Source organism: Spirochaeta thermophila DSM 6192, from assembly GCF_000147075.1.
Taxonomy (GTDB): Bacteria; Spirochaetota; Spirochaetia; order Winmispirales; family Winmispiraceae; genus Winmispira; species Winmispira thermophila_A.
In genome coordinates, this window is record NC_014484.1 from 1511577 (window position 1) to 1535791 (window position 24215).

General features: G+C 62.5%; 18 protein-coding genes. 9 read left to right on the forward strand and 9 right to left on the reverse strand.

Annotation, left to right across the window (positions count from 1 at the left end; genetic code table 11):
- Positions 1 to 39 precede the first annotated feature (39 nt).
- On the reverse strand, positions 40 to 2079 hold the full coding sequence (locus STHERM_RS06930) for an alpha-glucuronidase family glycosyl hydrolase (protein ID WP_013314175.1): 2040 nt from the start codon (positions 2077 to 2079) through the stop codon (positions 40 to 42).
- Positions 2080 to 2392: 313 nt separating this feature from the next.
- Positions 2393 to 2947 (reverse strand): carbohydrate binding domain-containing protein, encoded by a 555-nt coding sequence (locus STHERM_RS06935; protein WP_013314176.1) that lies wholly within the window; start codon positions 2945 to 2947, stop codon positions 2393 to 2395.
- Positions 2948 to 3203: 256 nt separating this feature from the next.
- On the opposite strand from STHERM_RS06935, the gene STHERM_RS06940 reads away from it, so the two are divergent.
- Positions 3204 to 4394 carry a hypothetical protein gene (locus STHERM_RS06940; RefSeq protein WP_013314177.1) on the forward strand — a complete coding sequence of 397 codons (1191 nt, stop codon included), beginning with the start codon at positions 3204 to 3206 and terminating at the stop codon, positions 4392 to 4394.
- Positions 4395 to 4480: 86 nt separating this feature from the next.
- Here STHERM_RS06940 and STHERM_RS11335 read toward each other — a convergent pair whose 3' ends face one another.
- Entirely contained in the window at positions 4481 to 5062 is a 582-nt protein-coding gene (locus STHERM_RS11335) for a carbohydrate binding domain-containing protein (protein WP_013314178.1), read from the reverse strand.
- A complete protein-coding gene (gene aglA / locus STHERM_RS06950; RefSeq protein ID WP_013314179.1) occupies positions 5059 to 6480 on the reverse strand; it encodes an alpha-glucosidase AglA in 1422 nt (473 codons plus the stop codon). The genes STHERM_RS11335 and aglA overlap by 4 nt, the downstream gene beginning before the upstream one ends.
- A 210-nt stretch (positions 6481 to 6690) precedes the next feature.
- Between aglA and STHERM_RS06955 the strand changes: the two genes are divergently transcribed.
- Both STHERM_RS06955 and STHERM_RS06960 read left to right on the forward strand, forming a co-directional pair.
- On the forward strand, positions 6691 to 7314 hold the full coding sequence (locus STHERM_RS06955) for a protein-L-isoaspartate(D-aspartate) O-methyltransferase (protein ID WP_013314180.1): 624 nt from the start codon (positions 6691 to 6693) through the stop codon (positions 7312 to 7314).
- A gap of 50 nt (positions 7315 to 7364) precedes the next feature.
- Positions 7365 to 8114, forward strand: coding sequence for a TrmH family RNA methyltransferase (locus tag STHERM_RS06960; protein ID WP_013314181.1), 750 nt, complete (start codon positions 7365 to 7367; stop codon positions 8112 to 8114).
- On the opposite strand, the gene STHERM_RS06965 is transcribed toward STHERM_RS06960, so the two are convergent.
- The gene (locus STHERM_RS06965; RefSeq protein WP_013314182.1) at positions 8045 to 10285 is read right to left on the reverse strand and encodes an MFS transporter; all 2241 of its coding nucleotides are present in this window, start codon (positions 10283 to 10285) and stop codon (positions 8045 to 8047) included. The two genes, STHERM_RS06960 and STHERM_RS06965, sit on opposite strands and share 70 nt — an antisense overlap.
- 130 nt (positions 10286 to 10415) lie before the next feature.
- On the opposite strand from STHERM_RS06965, the gene STHERM_RS06970 reads away from it, so the two are divergent.
- Positions 10416 to 10745: a DUF1820 family protein gene (locus tag STHERM_RS06970; RefSeq protein WP_041623403.1), complete on the forward strand. Its 330-nt coding sequence runs from the start codon at positions 10416 to 10418 to the stop codon at positions 10743 to 10745.
- Here STHERM_RS06970 and STHERM_RS06975 read toward each other — a convergent pair whose 3' ends face one another.
- Positions 10746 to 11603 carry a zinc metalloprotease HtpX gene (locus STHERM_RS06975; protein WP_041623404.1) on the reverse strand — a complete coding sequence of 286 codons (858 nt, stop codon included), beginning with the start codon at positions 11601 to 11603 and terminating at the stop codon, positions 10746 to 10748.
- 110 nt (positions 11604 to 11713) lie between these two features.
- Between STHERM_RS06975 and STHERM_RS06980 the strand changes: the two genes are divergently transcribed.
- Entirely contained in the window at positions 11714 to 11983 is a 270-nt protein-coding gene (locus STHERM_RS06980) for a cupin domain-containing protein (protein ID WP_013314185.1), read from the forward strand.
- Between the two features lie 33 nt (positions 11984 to 12016).
- Here the strand turns inward: STHERM_RS06980 and STHERM_RS06985 are convergent, their stop codons facing one another.
- A complete protein-coding gene (locus STHERM_RS06985; RefSeq protein ID WP_013314186.1) occupies positions 12017 to 13726 on the reverse strand; it encodes a glutamine--tRNA ligase/YqeY domain fusion protein in 1710 nt (569 codons plus the stop codon).
- 156 nt (positions 13727 to 13882) lie between these two features.
- Here STHERM_RS06985 and STHERM_RS06990 point away from each other — a divergent pair, with 156 nt between their 5' ends.
- Together STHERM_RS06990 and STHERM_RS06995 are read left to right on the forward strand one after the other, a co-directional pair.
- Positions 13883 to 14698: an SDR family oxidoreductase gene (locus tag STHERM_RS06990; RefSeq protein ID WP_013314187.1), complete on the forward strand. Its 816-nt coding sequence runs from the start codon at positions 13883 to 13885 to the stop codon at positions 14696 to 14698.
- Entirely contained in the window at positions 14695 to 16290 is a 1596-nt protein-coding gene (locus tag STHERM_RS06995) for an aldehyde dehydrogenase family protein (protein WP_013314188.1), read from the forward strand. The genes STHERM_RS06990 and STHERM_RS06995 overlap by 4 nt, the downstream gene beginning before the upstream one ends.
- Here STHERM_RS06995 and STHERM_RS12675 read toward each other — a convergent pair.
- Both STHERM_RS12675 and STHERM_RS07005 read right to left on the reverse strand, forming a co-directional pair.
- Complete coding sequence (locus STHERM_RS12675) at positions 16287 to 19313, reverse strand: UvrD-helicase domain-containing protein (protein ID WP_013314189.1); 3027 nt, start codon at positions 19311 to 19313, stop codon at positions 16287 to 16289. The two genes, STHERM_RS06995 and STHERM_RS12675, sit on opposite strands and share 4 nt — an antisense overlap.
- A complete protein-coding gene (locus tag STHERM_RS07005) occupies positions 19310 to 20455 on the reverse strand; it encodes a deoxyguanosinetriphosphate triphosphohydrolase family protein (protein ID WP_013314190.1) in 1146 nt (381 codons plus the stop codon). The genes STHERM_RS12675 and STHERM_RS07005 overlap by 4 nt, the downstream gene beginning before the upstream one ends.
- 195 nt (positions 20456 to 20650) lie before the next feature.
- Here STHERM_RS07005 and STHERM_RS07010 point away from each other — a divergent pair, with 195 nt between their 5' ends.
- On the forward strand, positions 20651 to 22237 hold the full coding sequence (locus STHERM_RS07010; RefSeq protein WP_013314191.1) for a sensor domain-containing diguanylate cyclase: 1587 nt from the start codon (positions 20651 to 20653) through the stop codon (positions 22235 to 22237).
- Between the two features lie 64 nt (positions 22238 to 22301).
- A complete protein-coding gene (locus STHERM_RS07015; RefSeq protein WP_013314192.1) occupies positions 22302 to 24194 on the forward strand; it encodes an AMP-dependent synthetase/ligase in 1893 nt (630 codons plus the stop codon).
- Positions 24195 to 24215 lie beyond the last annotated feature (21 nt).

Below are 24215 nucleotides of genomic sequence, written 5' to 3' on the forward strand. Positions count from 1 at the left end.
AAGTAAAATCATGGAAGAGAACCTCCCGTCTATCGACAGTCAGTAGAGGGTTCTCCCCTCTTCGTCCGGTATGCCGGTTTTTCTATAGAAATAGGTGTTGATCACGTCACGCCATTCCACAGCGTTCTTCACTTGTCTGTCGAATCGTTCGAGTACCTCGCGGAACACACGAGGAGATACGTGCTTTCTCAGTTTGAGCCATTCCTCTCTGAGACGTTTCACCTCCTCGGCTCCCTCGAAGTGACTGTCATAGTAGTACTGGATGAGGGTTCTCCCGTCCTTCAGTGTATAGGTGTACGGCAACCTGTGGAAGAAGAGGATGAGCTCCTCCGGGCAGGTCGCAGGATCATCGTAGAGTTCACGCCACGGAGAACGATACTGGGTGGTGAACCCCGTTCCACGGGATGATCTGTCCACCCCTATGGCGCGGTTGTCGGCCCTGTGATAGGTTCCCCAGAATGAGTACTCATACCCTTCAGGGCTGGGGCCGTAGTGATGTCCCGGATTCACCATCCATCCGAGCCCGAGCGGAGTGGTATACTTCTCATAGACAGGCCACGAGGCGAGGAGGATATCCACCAACCGCTCTACGGCTTCTCCATCCCGGGTGAGGGTTCTCAGGCACCACTCCCTCGCGATCTCCTCCGGCGAAAGGTCGGGGTTCCATGTGAGACGCCCGTACCCATAAAGGTTGGCCTGGGCGAGCCAGTGCCCCGTCCAGTTGTAATCAGAGCCCACATTCGCGACACCTGCACATCCGCCGTGAGGACGTCCGAAGAGGGAACCGTCCACCACGCGTCTCACCGTGGACCCCTCACCTCTCGCATGCGTATCGAACTCGAGCACCTCCTTCCACATGGGCACGAGGTAGCACAGATCGATCTGCTGACCGGTGTACTCCTGGGTGATCTGGAACTCCACCATCTGGTTCGTACGTTCCATGCCGCCGAAAAGGGGCGAGACCGGTTCTCTCACCTGGAAATCCATGGGCCCGTTTTTTATCTGAAGGAGCACATTGTCGGCAAACCGGCCATCGAGGGGAGAGAAGATGTCGTAGGCCGCCCTCGCCCGATCGGTCTTCCTGTCCCGCCAGTCCTGGATGTTGTAGACAAAGGCCCGCCAAATGAGGAGACCGCCGTGAGGCGCGAGGGCCTCGGCCAGCAGGTTGGCGCCATCGGCCTGGGACCTCCCATAGCTGTGCGGCCCGGGATTGAACTCGGAATCCGCCTTCACCAGAAAACCGCCGAAGTCGGGAACGTACTCGTAGATGCGTGCGACGACCTCGGCCCACCACTTCTTCACAGAAGGGTCAAAGGGGTCGGCGGAGGGAAGCCCCCCGACGTATACGGGGCTCATGAAGTTCACGCTCAAGTATACCCGTATCCCGTAGTCGCGGAAGACATCGGCTATCCTCCTCACGGAGGGCAGGTACTCCTCGGTGATGAGTCTGAGGGCCTTGTTCCGTACGTTCACGTTGTTGAGCACCACCCCGTTTATGCCCACAGAAGCAAGGAGGCGGGCATAATCCCTTATGCGATGGAGCCCCTTCACCACCTTGTTCCTGTGAAAGAAAATCGACTTGCCTGCGTATCCTCGCTCTATCGTGCCGTCGAGGTTGTCCCAGTGATTGATGATCCTCAAGGGGAACGCCGGTTCCTCGTGGAGAGAGATCCCCTCCAGGGGGATGCCTCTCTGCAACATGGAAACGAGATAGAAAACCCCGTACACGAGACCCCGCCGTGTCTTCGAGGTGAGCACGAGGGAGGAGCCTCCCTTTCTTTCTCTCACCTCCTTCAGGAGGAATCCCTCATCACCGAGCTTCTCCAGCTCCCCAGCAGGAATCCGGTCCGCCACAGGCGCCTGGTCAGAGGTTCCGACGTAGAGGGTTCCAGCGTCTCCCGTCGATCCCTCCCCTGGGACATGATGAAAGAGCCGGGAGAGTGCATCACGGATCTCGAATCCGACTACATCCTCGCCCGGTTGGATCCACAGGGTGCGGATACGGTCGACGACAGCGTCCTTGTACGCACGGTCGTCACACGGCCGGTACTCCAGCCAGCAGAGAGCGTATCGAGGCATAGCAACTCCTTCCATCCCAGAAATGTATATCAAGTGGGAGCCTCGAATTCCAGCAAGACCCCACACCGAGATGCAGTTTCCCACAACCGGCGTTCTTCTCTCTATCCGGCCGGAAGTGGCCCGGCAGGAGACACCCGCAGGGAGGAATGATCATTCCTCGAGAGGCCTCGGAATCCGGAAGCCGAGATGGTAAAAAGAAAAGTCCCGTCGTCACTCTCAGAACGCCCTCCATGGGATTCCAGGCTTCACTCCCGACAAAAACGGGAGGGGTCCCGGCAACATCCGGAACCCCTGTACCGTAAAGAACTTTTTGCTACTTCACCTGAGATATGGTGACATCATCGACATAGTAGGAGAGGGAACTGCTCTCCGCCTCCACATAGAAGACGAGTTCTTCCACCTTTGCCGACTGAACCTGGTACTCTCCCTTGAGCTCCACCCAGGTATTCGGCGCCACCGAGACCTCGGCGATACGGTCCCATCCCTTCTCCCCGTTGTAGATGCGCTCCATGGTGATGATGAGCTTCTTGGCAGACGCGGAGGTGTGGTACACCCACACGGAGAAGCTGTACTTCTTACCGGGCTGGAGCTTCTTGAGAAGGTCGATCTGCGTGCCGTGCCAGTTGGCGCTCCGGTTGGAGACATAGAGGCTGTACTTCCCGGAGTGGGCCGCAGCGTCCGAGATCGCTATCCTGGTCCCATCTCCTCGCGCCATCCAGTCTCCGGGTTTCTGGTCCTCGAAATCGTTCGAGACGATCACCATCTGTTGGGGGGAGGCCGGTGTCTCAGCCATCGTCACCTGCTGAGAAGCGCACCCTCCGAGAAGGAGCACGATAAGGAGCCAGCGGAATCCCATGAAACGTTTCATGTGGTACCTCCTCACAGAGCATCTTCCGGGGACAGCCCCGGCTTCGGGCGGGGGGTTGCATAGCAAAAACCGATATACAAAGATCCTTCAAAAGCCTGTCCCCACAACCCATCCTCTCGATTATACCACACCATGTTCATGTGTCAAGGGAAATAGCATCCTGACTAAAAATTTTTCTTTACATGTTTCGAAAGTCAATTTATAATTTCTCTGCAGAGTCGATCTGCAGCATACCCCATACCATGAGGAGGTTTCTATGAACAGTAAAAGACTATGGTTAGTGCTGCTCCTCGTAGCGCTGGCCACCCCGCTGACCGCTGGCGACTACAAGATCACCGCCACCATGGACCTGGGATTCGGAGTGGGGATTCCCGGCATCGCAAAGGATGGCTCCTCCACCGCAAAGCTCGACTGGTCGATCGTGAAGCTCGACGGTACTATCGACGAGTACAATTCGTATTCCCTCACGCTGGAGTACGACGACTGGTACGACACCGAGATCACCGCCACTTCGTTTCCATTCGACCTGGGCATCTCGGAGTTCTTCCTCACCACCGATATCCTGGGGCCTTTCGGGCTTTCCGATCTCCCCTTCACGCTCACACTCGTGAGCGGGTACGGTCCTCTGGCGGTGAGCGATCGCTACAGCAACCTCACCGGATGGAGCACCGGCCGCTGGAGCGGCTACGGGGTCGGTCACCTCTACAGCCGCTGGGACCGCTTCGGCGTACTCGACCTGAGGGTGGGACTCATGGGTGGTAAACTCACTCTCCGCTACGGGCTGTCGCCCATGATCAACCGGGTGGGGCCCGACGGTGAGGAGAAACGCATCCCCATGCTCGCCGAGATCACCTTCGGGGAGTTCGCCCTGGGGCTCGTCTCCCTCAAGGGCGATGTGAACTTCCGGGGTGAGGGATACCTCATGGCCGGAGGAGGAAGGCTCAACCTCAAGATGATGCTGGGTCCGGTGACGCTCGCGGGATTCCTGGGTGAGGACTACAAGACCAACACCGACACCAAAGAGGCGGACAACGCACTCTTCGTGGGCATCAAGCCCTCCCTCTACCTCTCAGGTCTCGGCACCGCGTATCTGGGCGCCTGGTACGGGCTTGCCACCACCATGCCCGCCGAGGGGGATACCACCAACGTGCACAAGCTCGCGGTCGATGGGGGGCTGAGCATCAGCGCCACCAAGACCACCATCTACGGCGGTGTGCGCTACGACGACCTCCTCGACACCGAGGACAACGGCGGCCAGTACGAGAGACAGATGTCCTATGAGTATGGCGTGAAGCAGGAGTTCGGTGCGGTTGCCATGTACCTGGGCTACAACTACACCCAGAACGGACAGGACATGTACGCGGCCCAGGGCACGGTGGGTGTGTTCACCAACGACGAGGGCGACAAGGTGGGCAACCTGTACATGAGGATAAAGTTCTACTGGTGAGAAAAAGGAACACACCAATAAGAGAGGGGAGGCGGGAGCCTCCCCTCTTCTTTCATACCCATTCTTTCATACCCATCATCAGGGACTTACTGAGTCACGGGAGAGATGTCGATTTCGTCCACGTAGAAGGTGATGGAAGGAGTAACGGATTCAATATACAAATCGGTGGGTTGTCCCTTCGTGGCACTCTCGAGCGAGAAATCCGCTTCGAGGAGTGTCCAGGCTCCGGAAGGCACCGTCTGCTGATAGAAGACCGAGTTATAAAACTCATTCGAACCATCAGAGGACTTCAACGTGAGGGTAAACTGTTGGTCGGATCCTGTCTCCTGATAGACCCACACTGCGTAGTGGTAGGACTGATCAGCCTGGATATAGTTCTCGATGTCATAGTACCACGCAGTCTTCCATCCTGCATCTCCGGTCGTAATTTTCAGGGAATAGGTGGTTCCCCCAGCTGCCTGCTCAGTGGATGCTTCCACGGTAGCACCACCATTCCCTTGCCATCCCTGAGTAGTGCCATCCTCAAAGTCCCATGAAATACCGGACAGTGGAGTAGGCGTGGGCGTGGGCTCAGCCCCTCCTCCTGCACCTGCTTCCTCACAGCCTGCGAGGAAGAGGACCACCATGACGCCCAGGATGATCCCGAGCACGCTCAACGCACGTTTCATGTCGTACCTCCCATGGGAAAGTTTTGTCTCAGTTCTTCGTGGAAGGGCAACGCCCAGATGTCACGAAGAACGGCCTGCACCTGTTCGAACGACCTGGTGCGGGGATCCCTCACCAGGATCTCCTCGAAGACACGGATGTCCCGGGAGAGGTAGGCCTCGAGGGCCCACTCCATGCGGAGGATGCGCGGCCAGAGGTACATCTTCTTGATGCGCGGGGTGAGGTCGGGCTCGATCCTCTCGGGGTGGAGTCCTTCTCCATCCACGCGTGCAGGTAGTTCCACCACCACATCGTCCGGAATACCCTCTATGACACCCCTGTTGGGCATGTTGAGCACGAGCCGCTGGGGCGTGCCGCACTCGAGGGCCTGGACGAAGGGTATCTGCTGTTCGCCGCTCCTCCTCTCCCTGGAGAAAAGGCGGGGCCACCGCTCGGTGAGCCGGATGGAGGGGTCGGCGGCCACCTCGGCCGCAAGCTCAAGCATCTTGCGCTTCCCCTCCCTCAGCTGCTCGTGGAACTTGGGCCGCTCCACCTCGTTGTCTATGCCCCCGAACCTCCCGTACCAGCGTTTCTTGGTGGCGAGGTCGTAGTTGTACTTCCAGGAGCCGTTCCGGCAGGTGTCCCCTATGGGGAGCATGCCGTAGAACCGGTACATGTCCATCACCGCAGGGCTCATCTGCACGTCCCAGGGGCTCCGCGACTCCCACGAGGGGCCCTTCTCCTCTATCCATCGATCCAACAGAGGATAGGCATCCTCCCCCCGGTGGCGCAGCCTGTTGAGCCATATCCCGTGGTTCACCCCCGCCACCTGCCAGTCCACCTCCTCGTACGGCAGCCCCAGCTGCTCGCACACCTCGTGGACCCCGCCGTGGCCGTGGCAGAACCCTACGGTCTTCACCGGCGTCTCGCGCGTGAGGAGCTGGGTGATCTCGAAGACCGGGTTTCCGGTCTGGAGGATCCAGCCCTCGGGGGCGTACTTCTCCATGGTCCGGGCCACGTTGAGGGCCAATGTGAGATCGTAGTAACTGCAGAAGACGTACGTATACGTGGAGACGAAGTTGAACTCCTGTGCGTCGATCCCCCGGTAGTAGCCGTGTCGCTCGGAGATCTCCACCACCTTCTCGTAGGCGGCGAACCCATCGGCCCCCTCGGGACGGGGATAGGCGAGGGCCGTGTTGATCACATAGTCCGCGCCTTCCACCGCCGCTTCGAGCGAAGTGGTGGCCTCGATCTTCACCGGGACCTCAAGCTCTTCCATGTACCTGCGGGCGAGGATCTCGGTGGCCTTGAGCCGTTCCTCGTTTATGTCCATGAGGCTCACCACAGGACCCTTTTTCGAAAGCTCCTCGGTCTTCGCCAGATCTCCTACAAGCTGGAGCGCATACCGAACGCTTCCTGCACCGACGATCGTAAGCTTCACACCATCTCCTTTCCCCGAAAACCATATGCGTGATACGATAGGTCATCCTATCGAGGGGACGACTTGTCAACAGATCGTCCTTCTCATTCGATTATACCATGCCCTTCTACGCTGTCAAGAAAAATAAACCCTCTTTAAAAATATCATTGGCTATTCGCCCACACGGCGGGTCCCGTTCCCTTCCCGCCATATTTGAACTATAACTATAGTATGGAAAAAGATGTCCTCATCCGTCTCCTCGAGCGTGAAGGAATACACGACCGGAGGATCCTCGACGCCATCGACAAGGTCCCACGAGAGGAGTTCGTGCCCCCTGCGCAACGACAGTACGCCTACGAGAACATCCCCCTCGAGATAGGCTGGGGACAGACGATAAGTCAGCCCTACACCGTTGCCTTCATGATCCAGCTCCTCGAGCTTCGACCCGGACTCAAAGTCCTGGAGGTAGGGGGAGGCTCGGGCTACAACGCCGCTGTCATGTGGGAGGTGATGGACCGCACGGGAGACCTGTACTCGATGGAGATCCACCCCGAGGTGTACCGGATGGGAAAGGCCAACCTCGAACGGACGGGGTACACCGAGATCAACTTCATGCTCGGTGACGGCTCGAAGGGGCTCCCGGAAGAGGCGCCCTTCGACCGCATCGTCGTGACAGCCGCAGCCGAGGAGACGCCTTCCACCCTGCTCTCGCAGCTCGGAGAGGGGGGAATCCTCGTCATCCCTGTACACGTGGGCGGGGGCACGTCGGTCATGACCCGCATCCTCCGCGAGGGCGGCGCGTTCCACACATCCACCCACGGCTACTTCAGGTTCGTGCCGCTCGTGACGCGGTGAGGCGGCCGACCGGGTTTACATTCCGCGCACATCGGCTATACTTGAGCCCCATGGTGCACGTCGATGACCGTTACAGGAGGGCACTCATCCTCTACCTCTCGCGGTGGGTGACGCCGAGGAGGTTCCGCAGGATGCAGGAGGTGGTGAAAGAGCGGACCCGATACGTAACCGTCGCCCTCGAAAACATCTACCATCCGCACAATGCCAATGCGGTCTTAAGGAGCGCAGAGGCCATGGGTCTACAGGATGTGCACATCGTGGAGGATGCCGTCCCCTTCACTCCGTCGAAAGGGGTGTCCATGGGCACCGCCCGGTGGCTCTCGCTCCATCGATACCGGGATCCTCGAATGGCGGTCAGCCGCCTCAGGGAGGAAGGCTACCGCATCATCGCCACCACCCCGCACCGCACCCCCACTCCCGTAGACGAGTTCGATGTCACACGGGGAAAGTGCGCGTTCTTCTTCGGAGGCGAGCTTCCGGGTCTCAGTGACGCCGTGCTCGAAGCGGCAGACGAATACCTCACCATCCCCATGTACGGGTTCGTGGAGAGCCTCAACATCTCGGTGACGGCAGGAATCGTGCTCCATAACGTGGTCCAGCGGCTCAGGAAGACCGATATCCCGTGGAAGCTCACGTCCTCCGAGCAGGAGGCCCTCCTCCTCTCGTGGTTGAGGAGACGGATCCCTCACCACAAGGAGCTCGAGGAAGTCTTCTGGAAAGACCCCTCCCCCTATCTGGAGGCACTCGCCTCTTCCGACGTCCTCGGGGACTCGACGCCGGAGGAAGCCTCGTCCTCCTGAAACGCGACCCGGGAGAGGATCGTGTAGCACCAGTAGAGCAGGGCGAGGGCCTCGGCCCGTCCTTCGGGGACGGGTGCCTCCTTCACGAGGTCTGCGAGTCTCCCGAGCACCGGGGTAAGCCGGGAGGTAGGCACCCCCGCGAGCACCTGCGACGTCCACGCACCGAGATCGGCGAACCTCCCCTCCTCCCACAAGGTGCGCAGATCCTTGCGTGCCTTCAAGAAGACATCGAGGTGACGCGCCTCGTCCAGAAGCAGGGAAAGTCCCGCCCCTTTCCTCCGGTTCTCCCTCTGATAGACAAGGGACAGAGGGGGTTCACCGTCCAACAAGTCGGCCAGGAGGGAGTGGTACGTCTGGAGAAACCCCTGCGACCGCCCCGACGGGATCTGGAAGAAGAGATCGAACTCTCGGGGCCCCATGAGGATCCAGGCGATGACATAGTTGAGGAGGCTCACCGGGTCCATGAACTCACGCTGTTCCCTCAAACGGTACTCCACCAGGGGGAGGAGCCCCTTCTCCCCGATCCGGGCGAGCGACTTGGCCGCGACCGAGGCGGGCCGCAGGTGATCGTTCCTGCAGACCTCCTCGAGGAGCTTTCGGGTCTCCTCTCCCGGATAGGCCCCCAGGGCGAAGAGGGCCTCCTCCCTCACGTAGGAATCGGGGTCGGCGGCTTCCTTGAGGATGTACGGCAAGAGCGAGGGCCGGGGATGCTCGAAGAGGGCGAGGAGGATCTGCTTCTTCTCGGGAGAGAAGGGAGAGAGGAGGAGGTCCCTGAGGGTCCTGTCCGCAAGCGGGCCGGGATCCTGGGTGATCCTGAAGAGGAGCACCTGCTTCTGCTGGGGGTCCTTCTCCTCCACGAGGGCATGGCTCGCGAGGAATACCCTGAGGTTGCGGGTGGAGAAGAGGATGGAAAGGACGTCCCGCACGCTCATCCCTCCTCCCTCCTCGAGTCCGGCCGCGAGGAAGACGAGGGTGAAAAGCCCCGCACCCATGGCGAGGAACACGAGGTCGAACCCGTCGGTCCCGGGCACGGTCCCGGAGAGGTCGGAAAGCACTCCCGCGAGGAAGCCGCTGCCCAGGGCGGTGAGCGCGGTGGAGGCCGTCATGAACGAGGAGAATCCTGCGGTGTTCCCGTCGGGGATCATCTGGATGCTGATCTTGCTCACGAAAAGCCCCACCACGCCCACGAAAAACTGAAACGCCATGCCGACGAGGAAAAACGCCCACACCGGTGCCGAGAGCGGCATGAACACGAAGAGGAGTACACACACCGCCGCCCCGGACGTACCGAGGATGAGGAGGGGACGAGCCCCCATCCTGTCGACGAACGGGATCATCAGCATCCCCGCGAGGGCCGAAACCACGAAGGAGGCAAGGGAATAGAGGAAGACCGTACCCTGCGAGAAGAGGAGGACCTTCCTCAGGAAAGGAACGATCATTCCCTGCAGGGTGAAGACGATGGAGGCCACCCATCTGATACTCGTCCTCCTCCGTACCTCCCTGCTGAATGCGTAGCGAGCGGCCTCCCACAACCCGGAGGTACCGGGAGGACGCTGGATCCGATCCCGGGAGGGGACCTGCCAGTAGTAGTACGCTGCGAGGGAGTTCATCACCACCCCGAGGCTGAGGAGGAAGAGGAGCTCATACGGGTGCGGGAACGGGAGGTAGGTGACGGCCACGAAACTGATGACCTGTGAGAGGGCCCCGGTGATCTGGAAACGGATATTGAGGGAGGAGATGAACTCACCCAGCTCGTGACTCGGAGCCACCCTCTTCTGGACCGTCTCCTGCATCGCGATCCCGACTATCCGGGCGACGCAGAAGAGGGTATAGAGCACGAGGATGAGGAGGACCGCCCCCCTTCCGGAAGTGAGGAGGAGGAACCAGTACCCGAGACCGGTGGCCCCCCGAATCCACCACGCCACCGCCCACACCTTCCCCATGGGAAGTCCCTCGAGAAGACGGGGGACGAAGAGGAGCGCGAGCCCCGCCACGTTGATCACGGAGGAGAGGTACCCGAGCTCCAGGTTGGTGGCGCCATAGGAGATGGCGAGCAACGAGATGACGGTGGACCCCAGGAAGGAGAAACCGAGACCGTTGAAGAGGGAGCCCTGCAGGTAGGCCCATCTCCCCTTCCTTCGTTCCTGGGGGGTGAGATACTGCGTCCTCATAGCTCAGCACTATACATCATTCGAATCACGTATACAATTGCAGGTGTGATCTGGTCTTGTACAAGAGACCGATTTATACGTATGCTGTACTCCCAGCCATGCGAAGACCGACAGGTGAAGGAGCGTGAGCGTGTCGATCTACAGGGTGCACATCCAGTGGAAGGACAAGGAGCTGGTGATAGAGGCCAGGAGTCTCGACCTCACCCACCCCTACTTCGTCTCGATCAAGGACATCCTCCTTCCCGAAGAGAGTTCCCTCATCATCAACCCTCAGGCCGACGAGGTGCGTAAACTCATCGGTGACGCCCACCACCTCATGTTCCCTTTCCAGAAGGTGACCCTCATCGAGGAACTCGACGAGAAGAAGACCCGCGGGCCTAAGATCAAGGCCTTCCCGGTCACGGGCGAGGGTGTGGACGAGGAGGACGGAGGACCGGGTGAAGGTCCCAAGGACGGCTGATCACGCACGCAACGAGAGGAGCCTCCTGATCCGCTCCTCGGTGGGCGGGTGTGAGAGGAAGAGCGAGTGCTCCCGCTCGAGTCGTCTGAGACTGCGGCCGAAGGGGAAGAGGGCCCCAAGGATGTCGTAGCGAGGGCTCGTGATGCGGTAGAGGGCCATCGCAAGCCCCTGGGGGTCTCCGGTGAGCTCCGCGGCGGTGAGGTCGGCCTGGAACTCGCGGGTGCGCTGGAGCGCGAGGGCGAGGAGCAGGCTCAGGATGGGCGAGGCCACCATGAAGAGGAAGAAACTCAAGGGTTGCACCTGACGGGCGAAGAGGAGGAAGGGGAAGAAGAAGAAGACGAGGAGGACCCATCCGGCCTGGGAGACCATCTCGGTGAACTGTCGAACGATCTCGACCATCCTGAAGAGGGTGAGGTCTCCGTTGCGGATGTGCGCGATCTCGTGCGCGAGTACGCCGGCGAGTTCGCGTGGGGGAAGTGAAGAGAGCAGGGTGTCGGTGACTACGATGACGGGCCGCTCCGCAGGGCCTGTGGTGAGGGCGTTCATGAGAGGCGAAGGGACGAGGTAGAGCTGAGGGACCTGGGGGATGCCCGCCCGTTCGGAGAGGAGGTCGAGGAGGCGATAGACCTCGGGGGCCTCCCAGCGGGAGAGCGGCCGCGCATTCGCCGGGATGAAGTAGGCGTCTCCCGACAGGCGTACCATGAGGTAGATGAGCCCTCCGATGAGGAAGAGTCCGAGTCCGGAGAGCCCCAAGATGGTGCGGGCCGAGAGGTAGAGGAGGACGGCGAGGAGGGCGAGGAGACCTGCACTCTTGAAAAAGAGGAGCATCTTTTCTCTTGCGACCATGTCCCTGGGCATCGTACGTCCTCCACTAGAGAAGATACCCATGGACCGTCCCATCGAACACCCCTTGCAGAGAAAAGGAACGGTCGGCACCATATCGAACAGATCCCTGTACGGAGGAGGACATGGAGATAGAGGTGAAGAGGCTCACAGAAGAGGAGATAGAACGGCGGGGGATCCGCTCGTGGCCTGTGTGGACCTGCGGGGTGGAGCGGTTCCCCTGGACGTACGAGAAGGACGAGGAGTGCCTCATCCTCGAAGGCCGGGTCATTGTGGAGACGTCCGATGGGAAGAAGGTGGAGATCAAGGCGGGCGACTTCGTGAAGTTTCCCAGAGGGCTCTCATGCGTGTGGGACGTAACGCATCCCATCAGGAAGCACTACTCCCTTGGATGATCAAGGCCGGGCTCCGGGCCCGGCCGTACGAGGTCAGCGCTTCTCCTGCTCCATGCGTCGCTTGATGCGCTCCCACTCGTCCTTGAGGGTGACGGTGCGGTTGAAGACGAGATGCCCGGGAGCGGAGTACCTGGAGTCGAGACAGAAGTACCCCTTCCTGAGAAACTGGTAGTGTTCTCCCGCCTTCGCGTCTTCGAGTGAGGGCTCGAGCACCGCATCTTCCAGTATCACGAGGGAATCGGGGTTGATGTAGTCCAGGAAGGTCTTCCCCTCCTCCACATCGGTGGGGTCCTCTTTGGTGAAGAGCCTGTCGTAGAGGCGGACCTGGGCCCTGAACCCATGGCGAGCCGAGACCCAGTGGAGGGTGGCTTTCACCTTCCGGTCGCTTCTCCGTCCTCCGCTCCTGGTCTCGGGATCATACGTACAGCGTATCTCTACGATGTTGCCCTGCTCGTCCTTCACCACCTCCTCGCACTTCACGATGTAGGCGTGCTTGAGCCGCACCTCCCTCCCGGGGGCGAGGCGGTAGTATTTCGGTGGCGGATCCTCCATGAAGTCCTCGCGCTCGATGTAGAGCTCACGACAGAAGGGAACGAGTCTGGTACCGGCGGAAGGATCCTCGGGGTTGTTCTCGGCCTCGAGCCATTCCACCTCGTCTTCCGGATAGTTGGTGATCACCAGCTTCACCGGCTCGAGCACGGCCATGCGTCGGGGCGCGGTCTTGTTGAGCTCCTCTCGGATCACGGCCTCGAGGAAGGCCATGTCCACCACGCTTTCGACCTTCGACACCCCTATGCGGTAGCAGAAGGTGCGGATGCTCGAAGGGGTGAACCCTCGACGCCTCAAGCCCGCGATGGTGGGGAGGCGGGGATCGTCCCACCCGTCGACGTAGCCTTCCTGCACGAGCTGGGTGAGGAGGCGTTTGCTCATCACGGTGTGGGTGAGGTTGAGACGGGCGAACTCTATCTGTTTGGGATGCGGGATGTCCGGGAGCTGGTCGAGGAACCAGTCGTAGAGCGGCCTGTGCACCTCGAACTCGAGGGTACAGATGGAGTGAGTGATGCCCTCGAAGGCGTCCTCGAGCCCGTGCGCCCAGTCGTAGGTGGGATAGATGCACCATCTGTCGCCCTGACGGTAGTGGGAGACCTTCTTGATACGGTACATCACAGGGTCACGAAGGTGCATGTTGGGAGAGGACATGTCGATCTTGGCCCGCAGGACGCATTCCCCCTCCTCGAACTCGCCCCTGCGCATCTTCTCGAAGAGCTCGAGGTTCTCCTCCACGCTCCGGTCGCGATACGGGCTCGGGATACCAGGTTCGGTGGGCACCCCTCGCATCCTGCTTATCTCCTCAGGGGTCGAATGATCCACGTAGGCCTTGCCCACTTTGATGAGCCGGACCGCGAGCTCGTACATGCGGTCGAAGTAGTCGGAGGCGAAGTAGAGCCTGTCCCCCCAGTCGAAGCCGAGCCAACGGACGTCCTCCATGATGGCCCGCACGTACTCCTCGGTCTCCTTCTCGGGATTGGTGTCGTCGAACCTGAGGTTGCAGGTGCCCCCGTACTTCTCGGCGAGGGAGAAGTTGAGGACGATGGACTTCGCATGGCCTATGTGGAGATAGCCGTTCGGCTCGGGGGGGAAGCGAGTACGGACCGTGGCACACCACCCGGTCTCCAGGTCCTTTCGGATGATGTCGTCTATGAAGTTGTCGGGGATGGTCTCTCGTCCGGGTTCTCGCGACATACCGGCTCCTTTGGGTGTGTGGTCTACGCACGCAAGACTAGCCCGAAGGTGAAGATATGGCAAGGGGAAGAGCGGCGTTGGTGGTAAACGAAAGAGATACCACTCGAGCGTACGGTATGGTATACTGTGCCGTTCTTCTTTACTGAGGAGGGGCTCATGTCAGAGATAGGGGGAGCGCGTACGCTCATCACGGGGGCGGCCTCCGGGTTCGGACGTCTCTTCGCAGTGAGGGTGGCGAGAGAAGGCGGACACCTGGTGCTCCTGGACAGGGACGCGGCGGGGCTCGAGGAGGCTGCGGCTTCGTGCAGGGGGTACGGGGTGAGGGTCTTTCCCTACGTGGTGGATCTCTCCTCTCGGGATGAGATCTTCCGTACGGCCGAGCGTATCAAGGCCGAGGCCGGGGCGGTGGACATCCTGGTGAACAACGCAGGGGTCGTGACGGGCACCTCGTTCCGGGAGGCGCCGGTGGAGAAGATCGAGGCCACGTTCGCGGTGAACACCCTGGCGCACTTCTGGCTGGTGAAGGCCTTTCTGGAGGAGATGATCGCCCGGAACCGGGGGCACATCGTGACGATCTCCTCTGCTGCGGGTATCATCGGGGTGCGGAGGCTCGCCGACTACTGCGCCTCGAAGTTCGCGGTGTTCGGATTCACCGAGGCCCTCCGTATGGAGTTCAAGAAGGAGGGGCTTCGCATCAAGACCACGATCGTGGCGCCCTACTATGCGAAGACCGGGATGTTCGAGGGCGTGAAGACCCGTGTCCCGTGGATGCTTCCCCTCCTCGAGCCCGAGTACGTGGTGGCACGGATCTTCAAGGCCATCAAGAAGAACAGGCCCCTCGTGGTACTGCCTCCGGTGGTGCGGAGTGTGTGGTTCTTCAGGCTCCTCGGGGTGCGGGTGCTCGATGCGATGGCCGATGTGCTCGGGGTGCATACCAGCATGGATACGTTCGTGGGAAGGAGGACCTCGTGAACAGGACGTACACGGTGTCCCGTGATCCGTATACCGGGGAGGAGTTGGGGAGGTTTCCGGTGCACACGAGCGAGGAGGTGCGCGAGGCGATCGCGCGGGCGCGGGAGGCCTCGCGGGTGTGGAGGTCGGTGCCGCCCCGGGAGCGGGCGCGGAGGCTCCTCAGGGTGCGGGAGGTGCTGGTGGAGGAGGGGGAGGCGATCGCCCTGGCGATAAGCCGCGAGAACGGGAAGGTGCCGACCGATGCGATGGCGACGGAGGTGTTTCCGGCGGCGGTGGCCCTCACCTACTACTGCAGGATGGCCCCGCGTTGGCTCAAGGACGAGCGGCCGGGGGGCGCGTCGGTGATCCTGGCGCACAAGCGGGTGCGGATCACCAGGGAGCCGTGGGGTGTGGTGGGGGTGATCTCTCCGTGGAACTACCCGTTCGCGATCCCGTTCTCCGAGGTGGTGTGCGCCCTCCTTGCGGGTAACGGGGTGGTGCTCAAGACGGCTTCGATAAGCCAGCTCGTGGCGCACAGGCTCGCCGGGTGCTTCGAGCGTGCGGATCTGCCGGAAGGGCTCTTCTCGCTGGTGAATGTGCCGGGGAGGGTGGCGGAGGAGTGCTTCCTGGGGCAGGGGGGTGTGGACAAGTTGTGCTTCACGGGGTCGGTGGCGGTGGGGAGGCGGCTGGCCGAGCGGGCAGGGGCGAGGCTCGTGCCGGTGGTGCTCGAGCTGGGGGGGAACGATCCGGCCCTGGTGCTCGAGGATGCGGACCTGGATCGTGCGGCGTGGGGGATCGCGTGGGCGGGGTTCCAGAACGCGGGGCAGTCGTGCGGCGGGGTGGAGCGTGTGTACGTGCAGGAGGGGGTGTACGAGGCCTTCCTGGAGCGGCTCGCGGGGGTGCTGGAGGGGCTGCGCTACGGGCTGGACGGGAGGGTGGAGAACGATCTCGCGGGGCTGAGCACGGAGGAGCAGGCGCGGGTGGTGAGGGAGCACGTGGAGGATGCGCTCGCGAGGGGGGCGCGGGTGTACTACCGGAAGGGGATCCCCGAGCCCTGGGCCGGGCATCCTCTTTCCGTGCCGCCTACGGTGCTGGTGGAGGTGGATCACTCGATGCGGGTGATGCGCGAGGAGACGTTCGGGCCGGTGGTGGGGGTGATGCGGGTGGGGAGCGTGGAGGAGGGGGTGCGGCTGGCGAACGAGGGGGGTATGGGGCTCACGGCGTCGGTGTGGAGCAGGGACAGGCGGAAGGCGCTGCGCATCGCCCGGATGCTGGAGGCGGGTGTGGTGACGGTGAACGATCACCTGATGAGTCACGGCCTGCCGCAGGCGCCGTGGGGTGGGTGGAAGGATTCGGGGCTGGGGTGGACGCATGGGAGGCGGGGGTTCGAGGAGATGGTGCGCCTCAAGGTGCTGGTGGACGATGTGCTCTCCCGCCTGCCGAAGCAGGTGTGGTGGCATCCGTACGGCGAGGGGAGCTTCGGGACGCTGGGGGCCGGGCTGCGGGCGCTGTACGGGAGGGGGGTGTGGGAGCGGGTGAAGGGGTGGGTGCGGCTGGTGCGGGGGGTGGTGGGGAAGGTGCGGGAGGGGAGAGGGGGCCGGGGAGAGGGCTAGAAGAGGGTGTACTGGCGGGGGCCGCGGTCGGGGAGGGGTGCGGGGCGCCAGGGGAGGTGGGCGAGGAAGGGGGAGGGGACGCCGGAGAGGGACCGCCCCTTCAGGGTGCGCCGCCTCGCCATGGTGAGGACCACCTCGCGTTTCGCGCGGGTGAGGGCCACGTAGAGGAGCCGACGCTCCTCTTCCTCGTCCGAGCCCTCGGTGGGAAACAGGGAGAAGGGGACCAGGCCCGCCTCACAGGCGGGGATGAAGACCACGTCGAACTCCAGGCCCTTGGCGGCGTGCATGGAGAGGAGGGAGACCTCCCCCTTCCTCCCCTCCACCCCCTCCATCCCCCCCGCCAGGCAGTCCGCCACCAGTTCCCGCACCGGAAGGTGCGGGAACCTCCCCACCAGCTCCTCCCACACCCGCAGATCCTCGCCCTCCAGCCCCCACTCCCGCGCCACTCCTCCCCCCACCTCCCCTGCAGCCTGCTCCCACACACCCCCCTCACCCATCACCCGCGCCAGGCGCTCCCGCGCCCCCCTCGACAACCGCACCCCCTCCCCCACCCGCCGGTATGGGATCCCATGGTTCCTGAACGCCTCCTCCAGGACATCCATCACCAGGTGGGTGCGGCACAGCACCCCTATCTCCTCCGGCGCCACCCCACCCTCATCCTCCACCACCTCGCTGTCGAACGAGAAGAACGTCGTCCCCCCCAACCGCTGCTCGATCTGCCTCGCGATGAACTCCGCCTCGCTCTCCGGGCTCGCACACTCCCACGCACTCACCCTCCCCCCCCCTCCCCTCGCCCGCATCCTCCGCCCCACCCCCTCACCCAGCACCCCCTCCGCCACCTCCAACACCTCCGCCGGGCAGCGGAAACTCTCTTCCAGCCGCACCACCCGCGCCCCATACTCCTCCACGAACCGCCCCATCCACCCGGCCGAGGCCCCGCGGAACCCGTAGATCGCCTGCGCAGGATCCCCTATCATACACACCACCCCCTCCCCCGTGGGCGCCATCCGCACGAGGAGCCCGTACTGCGCCGCATTGAGATCCTGCGCCTCATCCACCAGGACCCACCGGCACTGCCCCCTCACCCACTCCCGTACCCCCTCCACCCCCTCGATGAGCCGGGCCGCCTGCAGGAGAAGATCATCCACATCGCAGGCCCCCCGCTCCGCCAGCAACCCCTCGTACACCCGCCACACCTCCCCCACCACTCCCTCCACCTCCTCCGGCCGCCTCCCCTCCCGCTTGAGCCGCTCCACCCTCCCCAGCCCCACCCTCCCCGCACCCACCCGCCTGCACGCCTCCTCCCACACCACCCTCCGCTCATCCCCCTCCAGCACCACAGGCGGCGCCCCGTACCCCGCCTCCCGGTGGAACCGCACGAGACACTCGTAGGCCCATGCGTGGAACGTCCCCACCCACACCCCCTCACCCCCCGCCACCCCGCGAAGCCGCTCCCGTATCTCCTCGGCCGCCTTCCGCGTGAAGGCGAGCACCGTGATCCCCCCCTCCCCCTGCTCCACCAACCGGGCCACACGCCCCACCAGCACCCTCGTCTTCCCCGCCCCCGGCCCCGCCACCACACACAACTGCTCCCTCCCCGCCTCCACCACCTCCCTCTGCGCCCCGGTCAACCCTCCCCCCCTCACCTCCGCACCCCCCGACTCACCCTTCACCCGCGAGAGCATCCCGGGATCGAACCCGAGGAACGGCCGCACCGGCACCTCCGGCACCTCATCCCCGCCGAAGAGCCCTCCTTCAGGCCTCCACCCCTCGGGGAACACCCGCACCACCCCGTACTGCCCATCGAACCCCTCCCTCACCCACACCCGCCGCTCCCGCATCCCCGCCACCCCCTCGGCCACCCAGCCGTCCACCCGGGCGATCTCCTCCACCGGCACCTCGAGCAACACCTGCAGCTCACCCCCCAACCTCCGCACCACCTCCAGATACCGACCCCTCACCGCCTTGGACTGCACCCCCTTCCCCTCGATCTCCGCCACGATCTCATCGAGCGGCACGAGCGAGTAGAACGGCGGAAACCGCTCCGGCTCGATCCTGTCCCGGTCCGCCAGCTGCACCACCCGATTCATCACCCCCACTGTGAGCGGCCTCCCGCACACAGGACACCGTCCCCCCCTCTCCAGCGTTTCCACCGGAGTGAGGCACACCCCGCACTTGCGGTGTCCGTCCAGGTGGTACTTCCCCTCCTCGGGGAAGAACTCCACCGTCCCCAGGAACCCCCTTCGCGTCTCGAGAGCCTCACGGATACCCGTGAACGAGAGCTCGGTGTCAAAGAGATTCGCCTCCCTCCCCAAATTCCCCGCCGAATGGGCATCCGAGTTGGAAACCAGGGTGAACCTGTCGAGGAACGAGCAGAGCCAGTTCATGGGAGGATCGGACGAGAGCCCGGTCTCCACCGCGAAGATCTCCGACACAAGATCGCGATAGCACTCCTCGATCGAATCGAACCCCGACTTGGAACCGAGCACCGAAAACCACGGGGTCCAGATGTGCGCCGGCACAAAGATCACCTCGGGACAGGCCTCGAGGGCCATCTCCAGGAGGTCCCGACTGTCCACCCCGAGGATGGGCCTCCCATCGGAGGCCAGGTTCCCCCTCCGCTCCAGGGCCCGTGCGAACCGCTCCACCGCCTCCAACGAAGGAAAGAGCACCACGTGGTGCACCTTCCGCACCCGCCGTCCGTCCGAGCCCTCGGCACTGTAGATGGTGCTGATCTCACCCGAGAGCACGAAACGCGTAGGAGGACGTTCCAGGGCAAAGGCGAGCTCCCCCGCCTCGGCCGGCGAGGGGAGCACCTCACGCCTCAGCACGAAGAGCCCCTCTTCCGCAGGCTCGAGCACCTCGGCAAGCTCCTTCCGCCATGCCGGGTGGGTGCAGTCCCCCGTCCCCACCACCGCGATCCCCTTCACCCGCGCCCACACATCGAGGAGCTGGGCCGTGAGGAACTTGCTCGTCCCCCGAGAGAAGCGCGAGTGGGTGTGAAGATCGGCGATGAACCTCATTCCTCCTCCTCTATCACATCCTCGAACAGGAGGGAAAACCTCCGCGGCATCATCACCTCCATGGCACTCCTGAGGGCAAACTCGTCGGTCATCCCCGCGATATAGTCGAAGACCACCCAGTCCTCCTCCCCCCGCTCCACATAGACAGCACGCATCTTGCCCACGTAGTCGCCGAACTGTCGTGCGAGCCGATTGTGTTCCCGTGCGTAATGGTCGAGCTCCCATCCGTACCGGGAGAAGAGTTCGCCCAGGTAGTCGTGGAGGGTCCTGAGGATACGCTCGAAGTACTCGTGAAAAGAAGTGAGCCGTGGGCTCCGGTAGATGGAGCGGTAGTTGAACTCCAGGAGGACCATGAATGCCTCGTAGACCGGCTCGGAGAACCCGACCACCCCGTGGTCCATGGAGTAGGCGATGAGATCCCTCACCAGGGTGTTGATGATCTCGCTGTTGGTGCTCCCCAGCACCCTCCGCGCCTCAGCCGGTACCTCATCCCGCCGTATAAGTCTGAGCTGGAGAGCATCCTCCAGATCCCTCCCCACATAGGCGATCCTGTCGGACATCCGCACCACACACCCCTCCCAGGTCGAAGGGTACCCCTCCACATCTTCGAGCGACTCGAGGACGCGCTCTCTCTGCTCAGGCCGGATCTCTCGCTCGAACCGTTCCCCGCAGTGGAGGACGATGCCGTCCCGCACCGCATAGGTGAGGTTGAGCCCCTGCCCGTACCCGGCCAGCAGATCCACCACCCGGAGGCTGTAGAGCTCGTGGTGGAAGGTCCGACCCCGCGGCATGTAGGAGGCGAGGATCTCCTCACCCAGGTGTCCGAAGGGCGCATGACCGAGGTCGTGCCCCACCCCTATAGCCCAAGCGAGGTCGCTGTCGAGCCCCAGTGCCCTGCAGATAGTGGCGGCGATGGTCGCCACGTGCATCACATGCTCGATCCTGGTGCAGATGTGGTCGTTCTCGGGGATGAAGAAGACCTGGGTCTTGTGCTTGAGCCTCCGGAAGGGATAGGAGTGGATGATCGCCGTGGCGTCCCTGAAGTAGGCCCCGCGGGGATCGGTCCCCTCCTCGGGTCGGGGCCGTCTCCTCCGCCGGTAGACCCCATCGTCGAGAGGATTGACGAAGAAGAGGTTGCCCATCGTCCCTACTGTACGGCCAGGCCCGGCGAAAGGCAAGGGGGCCTCTCACCGATCACGGGACTCCCCTTCCAGAGATTGCGCCTCCAAGGTACGGAACTTTTCTTCCATCTGCACTATACTTTGAGGAGGATGGAAGGGGATCACGGATGGGAGCGCACCGATACAACGTAGCTGACATGGAAAGGAACAAAAGCGATGTCTTCCACTTCCCTCCAGAGGACCATATTCAGAACTGTACTCCTCGTCGTCATAGGATGGGTGACCATCTACGGATCCCTCACCGCCTCGATCCTCTTCTCCAGAGGGATCACGCTCGCCCGTCAGCTGGTGGCCCAGCGCAACCTCGCCGCGGCCTACTACCTCAAGGCCTACTTCACCCCCGTGAGGAGCACCGCCGAGTTTCTGAGTTCCCAGGACATGGTGAGGAACCTCCCCCACCTCGATCCGAAGGAGAGAGAGGAAGTCCTCGGGCTCTATCTCGCCCTCGAGGCCGCAAATCCTGACATCCACTACGTCTACTCGGGCTATGAGGACGGCAGCCTCGTTATCAACAACTACGATCCTCCCCCGGGATTCGACCCGAGGGTCCGCCCCTGGTACACAGCCGCCCTCGATTCGGCCCCCGACCTCTCTCCCGGCATCCCCTACCGGGAGATAAAAACCAGAGAATGGCTCGTCTCCATCAGCAAGGTACTGATCGACGACGAAGGGAACAGGGTGGGAGTGGTATCCATCGACGCCTCCATGGAGCGGGCGGCCGAATTCCTGAGAGAGACCATCACCCCCTACACCACGGGCTACAGCTACGTGGTGACCCCCGGAGGGATCATACTCATCCATCACCGGGAGGAACTCCTCGGCAAGCATCTCTCGCAGGTCATCCGGCCGCCGGTGGCCTTCACGGAGGCCTCCTCCCCATTCGAGTACCGCTTCGAGGGGGTGGAGAAGTTCGCCCACTACACCGTGCTCCCCGATCTGGGTTGGGTCGTCATATCCGTACTCGACAAGTCGGAGATCCTCGTCCCGCTCATCCGTCAGATCGCCGCGGGATTCCTCCTCGTGGCCCTCTTGGCCGCCGGTTCCGGGTGGGCCGCCAGCCGGTTCCTCACCGGGCACATCATCACACCACTCACCACCCTCCGGGCAGACCTCGAGCGGGTGATCTCCGGCGATCCGGGAGTACCCCTCGCGGACTATCCGGACAACGAAGTGGGGGAGATCGCGAAGGGAATCGAACAGATCACCCGAACCGAACTCTACAGGAAGAACCAGACGCTCAAGGCCCTCAACACGCGCCTCGAGATCCTCTCCATCACCGATCCCCTCACCTCGCTCTTCAACCGGAGGAAACTCCAGGAGGAACTCACGAGGGAATATCAGCGGGCCCTCAGGTACGGTTCCCCCTTTTCGCTCATCCTCATCGATCTGGATCATTTCAAGGCCATCAACGACACCTTCGGCCACGGCAAAGGGGACGAAGTACTCAAATGGATCGCAGAGGCCCTCCGAACCCAGCTGAGGAGCACCGACATCGTCGGTCGCTGGGGCGGCGAAGAGTTTCTCGTGCTCTGTCCGGAGACCCGTCTCTCCGAAGCGGGACTCATCGCCACAAAGCTGGGGAATGAGATCGCCCGTACCTCTCCCCTCCCCTCGTATCGCGTCACCATCAGCGCCGGCGTGGCCTCCTTCTCCACCGGGAAATCCCTCGAGGACCTGCTGAAAGAGGCCGACAAAAAGCTCTACCGTGCAAAGGAAAGCGGGAGGAACACCATCATCACCTAGTTCCCTTGTTACGCATCTTCCATTTCCCTATAATGGTACCATCACATCCTGCAGGAGCGACTCGATGTACAGGAACCTTCCGCACCTCTTGAAAGTCCAGGCAGAAACCCATCCTGAGAGCATCGCTCAGTACGTGAGGCAGCCCGAAGGCGGGTTCACCCCCATCACCTACCGCCAGCTCCTCGAGGACGTCCTCACCTGCGCTGCAGGATTCGCGGCGCTCGGCATCGGGAAGGGAGATCTCGTGGCCCTCATCTCGGAGAACAGGAGGGAGTGGCTCCTTGTGGACATGGGGCTCCTCTTCCTCGGCGCCGCCGACGTGCCACGGGGATGCGACGTCACCGAGAAGGAACTCGAACACATCCTCCTCACCGCCGAGTGCTCGATCGGGGTGTTCGAAAACCTCGTCCAACTCAAGAAGGCCCTCGCTTCAGAGAGGATCCGCCACCGGTTGAAGACAGCCGTACTCTTCGACATGCCACCCCGGATCGAAGGGGAGAGAGAGGGCCTCACCGTCCTCTCCTTCCACCAACTCATGGAAAGGGGAGCGCAGGCCCTCCCCGGGATGAGGGATCACATACTCGCCGCCGCCGAGGAGCTCCCGGCCAGTACCCTCGCCACCGTGATCTTCACGAGCGGCACCACGGGGCTTCCCAAAGGGGTCATGCTCTCACACGGCAACTTCCTGCACCAGGTGAAGGGGGTGCCCATCCTCCTCAAGGTGGGACCCGGCGACATCTGGCTCTCGGTGCTCCCCGTGTGGCACTCCTTCGAGCGCATGATGCAGTACGTGGCGTTGAGCAGCGCCTCGGCCATAGCCTACTCCAAACCGATCGGAAGGATCATGCTCCAGGACATGGCGACCCTCAAACCCACCTGGATGGCCTCGGTCCCCCGCATCTGGGAGGGGATACGGAAGGGCATCCTCCAGACGATCAAGAAGGAGCCCCCCCTGGTCCAGGCGATCTTTCAGGCATCCCTCGTCGTGGGGAGGGCGTATGCGTTCTTCGCACATATGGTCAAGGGAGAACTTCCCCGCTTCAGATGGCGCCCCCGTATCCTCGACAGGATGGCCGGCCTGATCCCCTTTCTCCTCCTCTGGCCGTTCAAACAGCTCGCCCATCTCCTGGTATTCAGGAAGCTCCACCGGAAACTGGGAGGACGCTTCGTGGCAGGCATCTCGGGGGGAGGGGCCCTTCCGCCCGAGGTCGATGGGTTCTTCGACGCCATAGGCATCACGGTCCTCGAAGGGTACGGCCTCACCGAGGCAGCACCTGTGCTCGCAGTACGCTCCTACTATCACCCCGTCCCCCATACCGTGGGTCCAGTCTTTCCCGACACAGAGATCCAGATACGGGACGAAGAGGGGAACGTCCTCCCGCCGGGAAGGCAGGGCACGGTCTTCGCACGAGGGGGCCAGGTGATGCTCGGCTACCTCAAGGCACCGGAGGAGACCCGGAAGGTGCTCGACGAAGAGGGCTGGCTCAACACCGGGGATCTCGGGATGCTCACCTGGGACAACGAGCTCGCCATCACCGGACGGGCCAAGGACACCATCGTCCTGAGGGGAGGGGAGAACGTGGAACCGGCACCCCTCGAACAGGCCCTCAAGGAACACCCCCTGGTGGCCCACGCCATGGTCGTAGGACAGGACGAGAAGTACCTGGGGGCTCTCATATTCGTGGATCAGGAGGGCCTCAAGGAGTGGTGCACGGACCATGGACTGGAGATCACGGAGGACATCCACCGACACCCCAGGCTGATGGAGGAATTCTCCGACTTCATCTCGCACAGGATCCACCCACGTCACGGCTTCAAGCCCTTCGAGAGGATCTACCGGTTCACACTCCTTCCCAACACACTTACCGTGGGGGAAGAGCTCTCCGCAAAGCAGGAGATCAAGCGCCACGTGGTCTACAGGAAGTACGCAGACGAGATCAGGGCCCTGTATCGATGAGTACTCCTTGGCATGACCTCC

Coding starts and splice junctions, on each gene's coding strand:
- STHERM_RS06930 (WP_013314175.1), bottom strand. CDS start 2,079: ATGCCTCGATACGCTCTCTGCTGGCTGGAGTACCGGCCGTGTGACGAC.
- STHERM_RS06935 (WP_013314176.1), bottom strand. CDS start 2,947: ATGAAACGTTTCATGGGATTCCGCTGGCTCCTTATCGTGCTCCTTCTC.
- STHERM_RS06940 (WP_013314177.1), top strand. CDS start 3,204: ATGAACAGTAAAAGACTATGGTTAGTGCTGCTCCTCGTAGCGCTGGCC.
- STHERM_RS11335 (WP_013314178.1), bottom strand. CDS start 5,062: ATGAAACGTGCGTTGAGCGTGCTCGGGATCATCCTGGGCGTCATGGTG.
- STHERM_RS06955 (WP_013314180.1), top strand. CDS start 6,691: ATGGAAAAAGATGTCCTCATCCGTCTCCTCGAGCGTGAAGGAATACAC.
- STHERM_RS06960 (WP_013314181.1), top strand. CDS start 7,365: ATGGTGCACGTCGATGACCGTTACAGGAGGGCACTCATCCTCTACCTC.
- STHERM_RS06965 (WP_013314182.1), bottom strand. CDS start 10,285: ATGAGGACGCAGTATCTCACCCCCCAGGAACGAAGGAAGGGGAGATGG.
- STHERM_RS06975 (WP_041623404.1), bottom strand. CDS start 11,603: ATGCCCAGGGACATGGTCGCAAGAGAAAAGATGCTCCTCTTTTTCAAG.
- STHERM_RS06980 (WP_013314185.1), top strand. CDS start 11,714: ATGGAGATAGAGGTGAAGAGGCTCACAGAAGAGGAGATAGAACGGCGG.
- STHERM_RS06985 (WP_013314186.1), bottom strand. CDS start 13,726: ATGTCGCGAGAACCCGGACGAGAGACCATCCCCGACAACTTCATAGAC.
- STHERM_RS06990 (WP_013314187.1), top strand. CDS start 13,883: ATGTCAGAGATAGGGGGAGCGCGTACGCTCATCACGGGGGCGGCCTCC.
- STHERM_RS12675 (WP_013314189.1), bottom strand. CDS start 19,313: ATGAGGTTCATCGCCGATCTTCACACCCACTCGCGCTTCTCTCGGGGG.
- STHERM_RS07005 (WP_013314190.1), bottom strand. CDS start 20,455: ATGGGCAACCTCTTCTTCGTCAATCCTCTCGACGATGGGGTCTACCGG.
- STHERM_RS07010 (WP_013314191.1), top strand. CDS start 20,651: ATGTCTTCCACTTCCCTCCAGAGGACCATATTCAGAACTGTACTCCTC.
- STHERM_RS07015 (WP_013314192.1), top strand. CDS start 22,302: ATGTACAGGAACCTTCCGCACCTCTTGAAAGTCCAGGCAGAAACCCAT.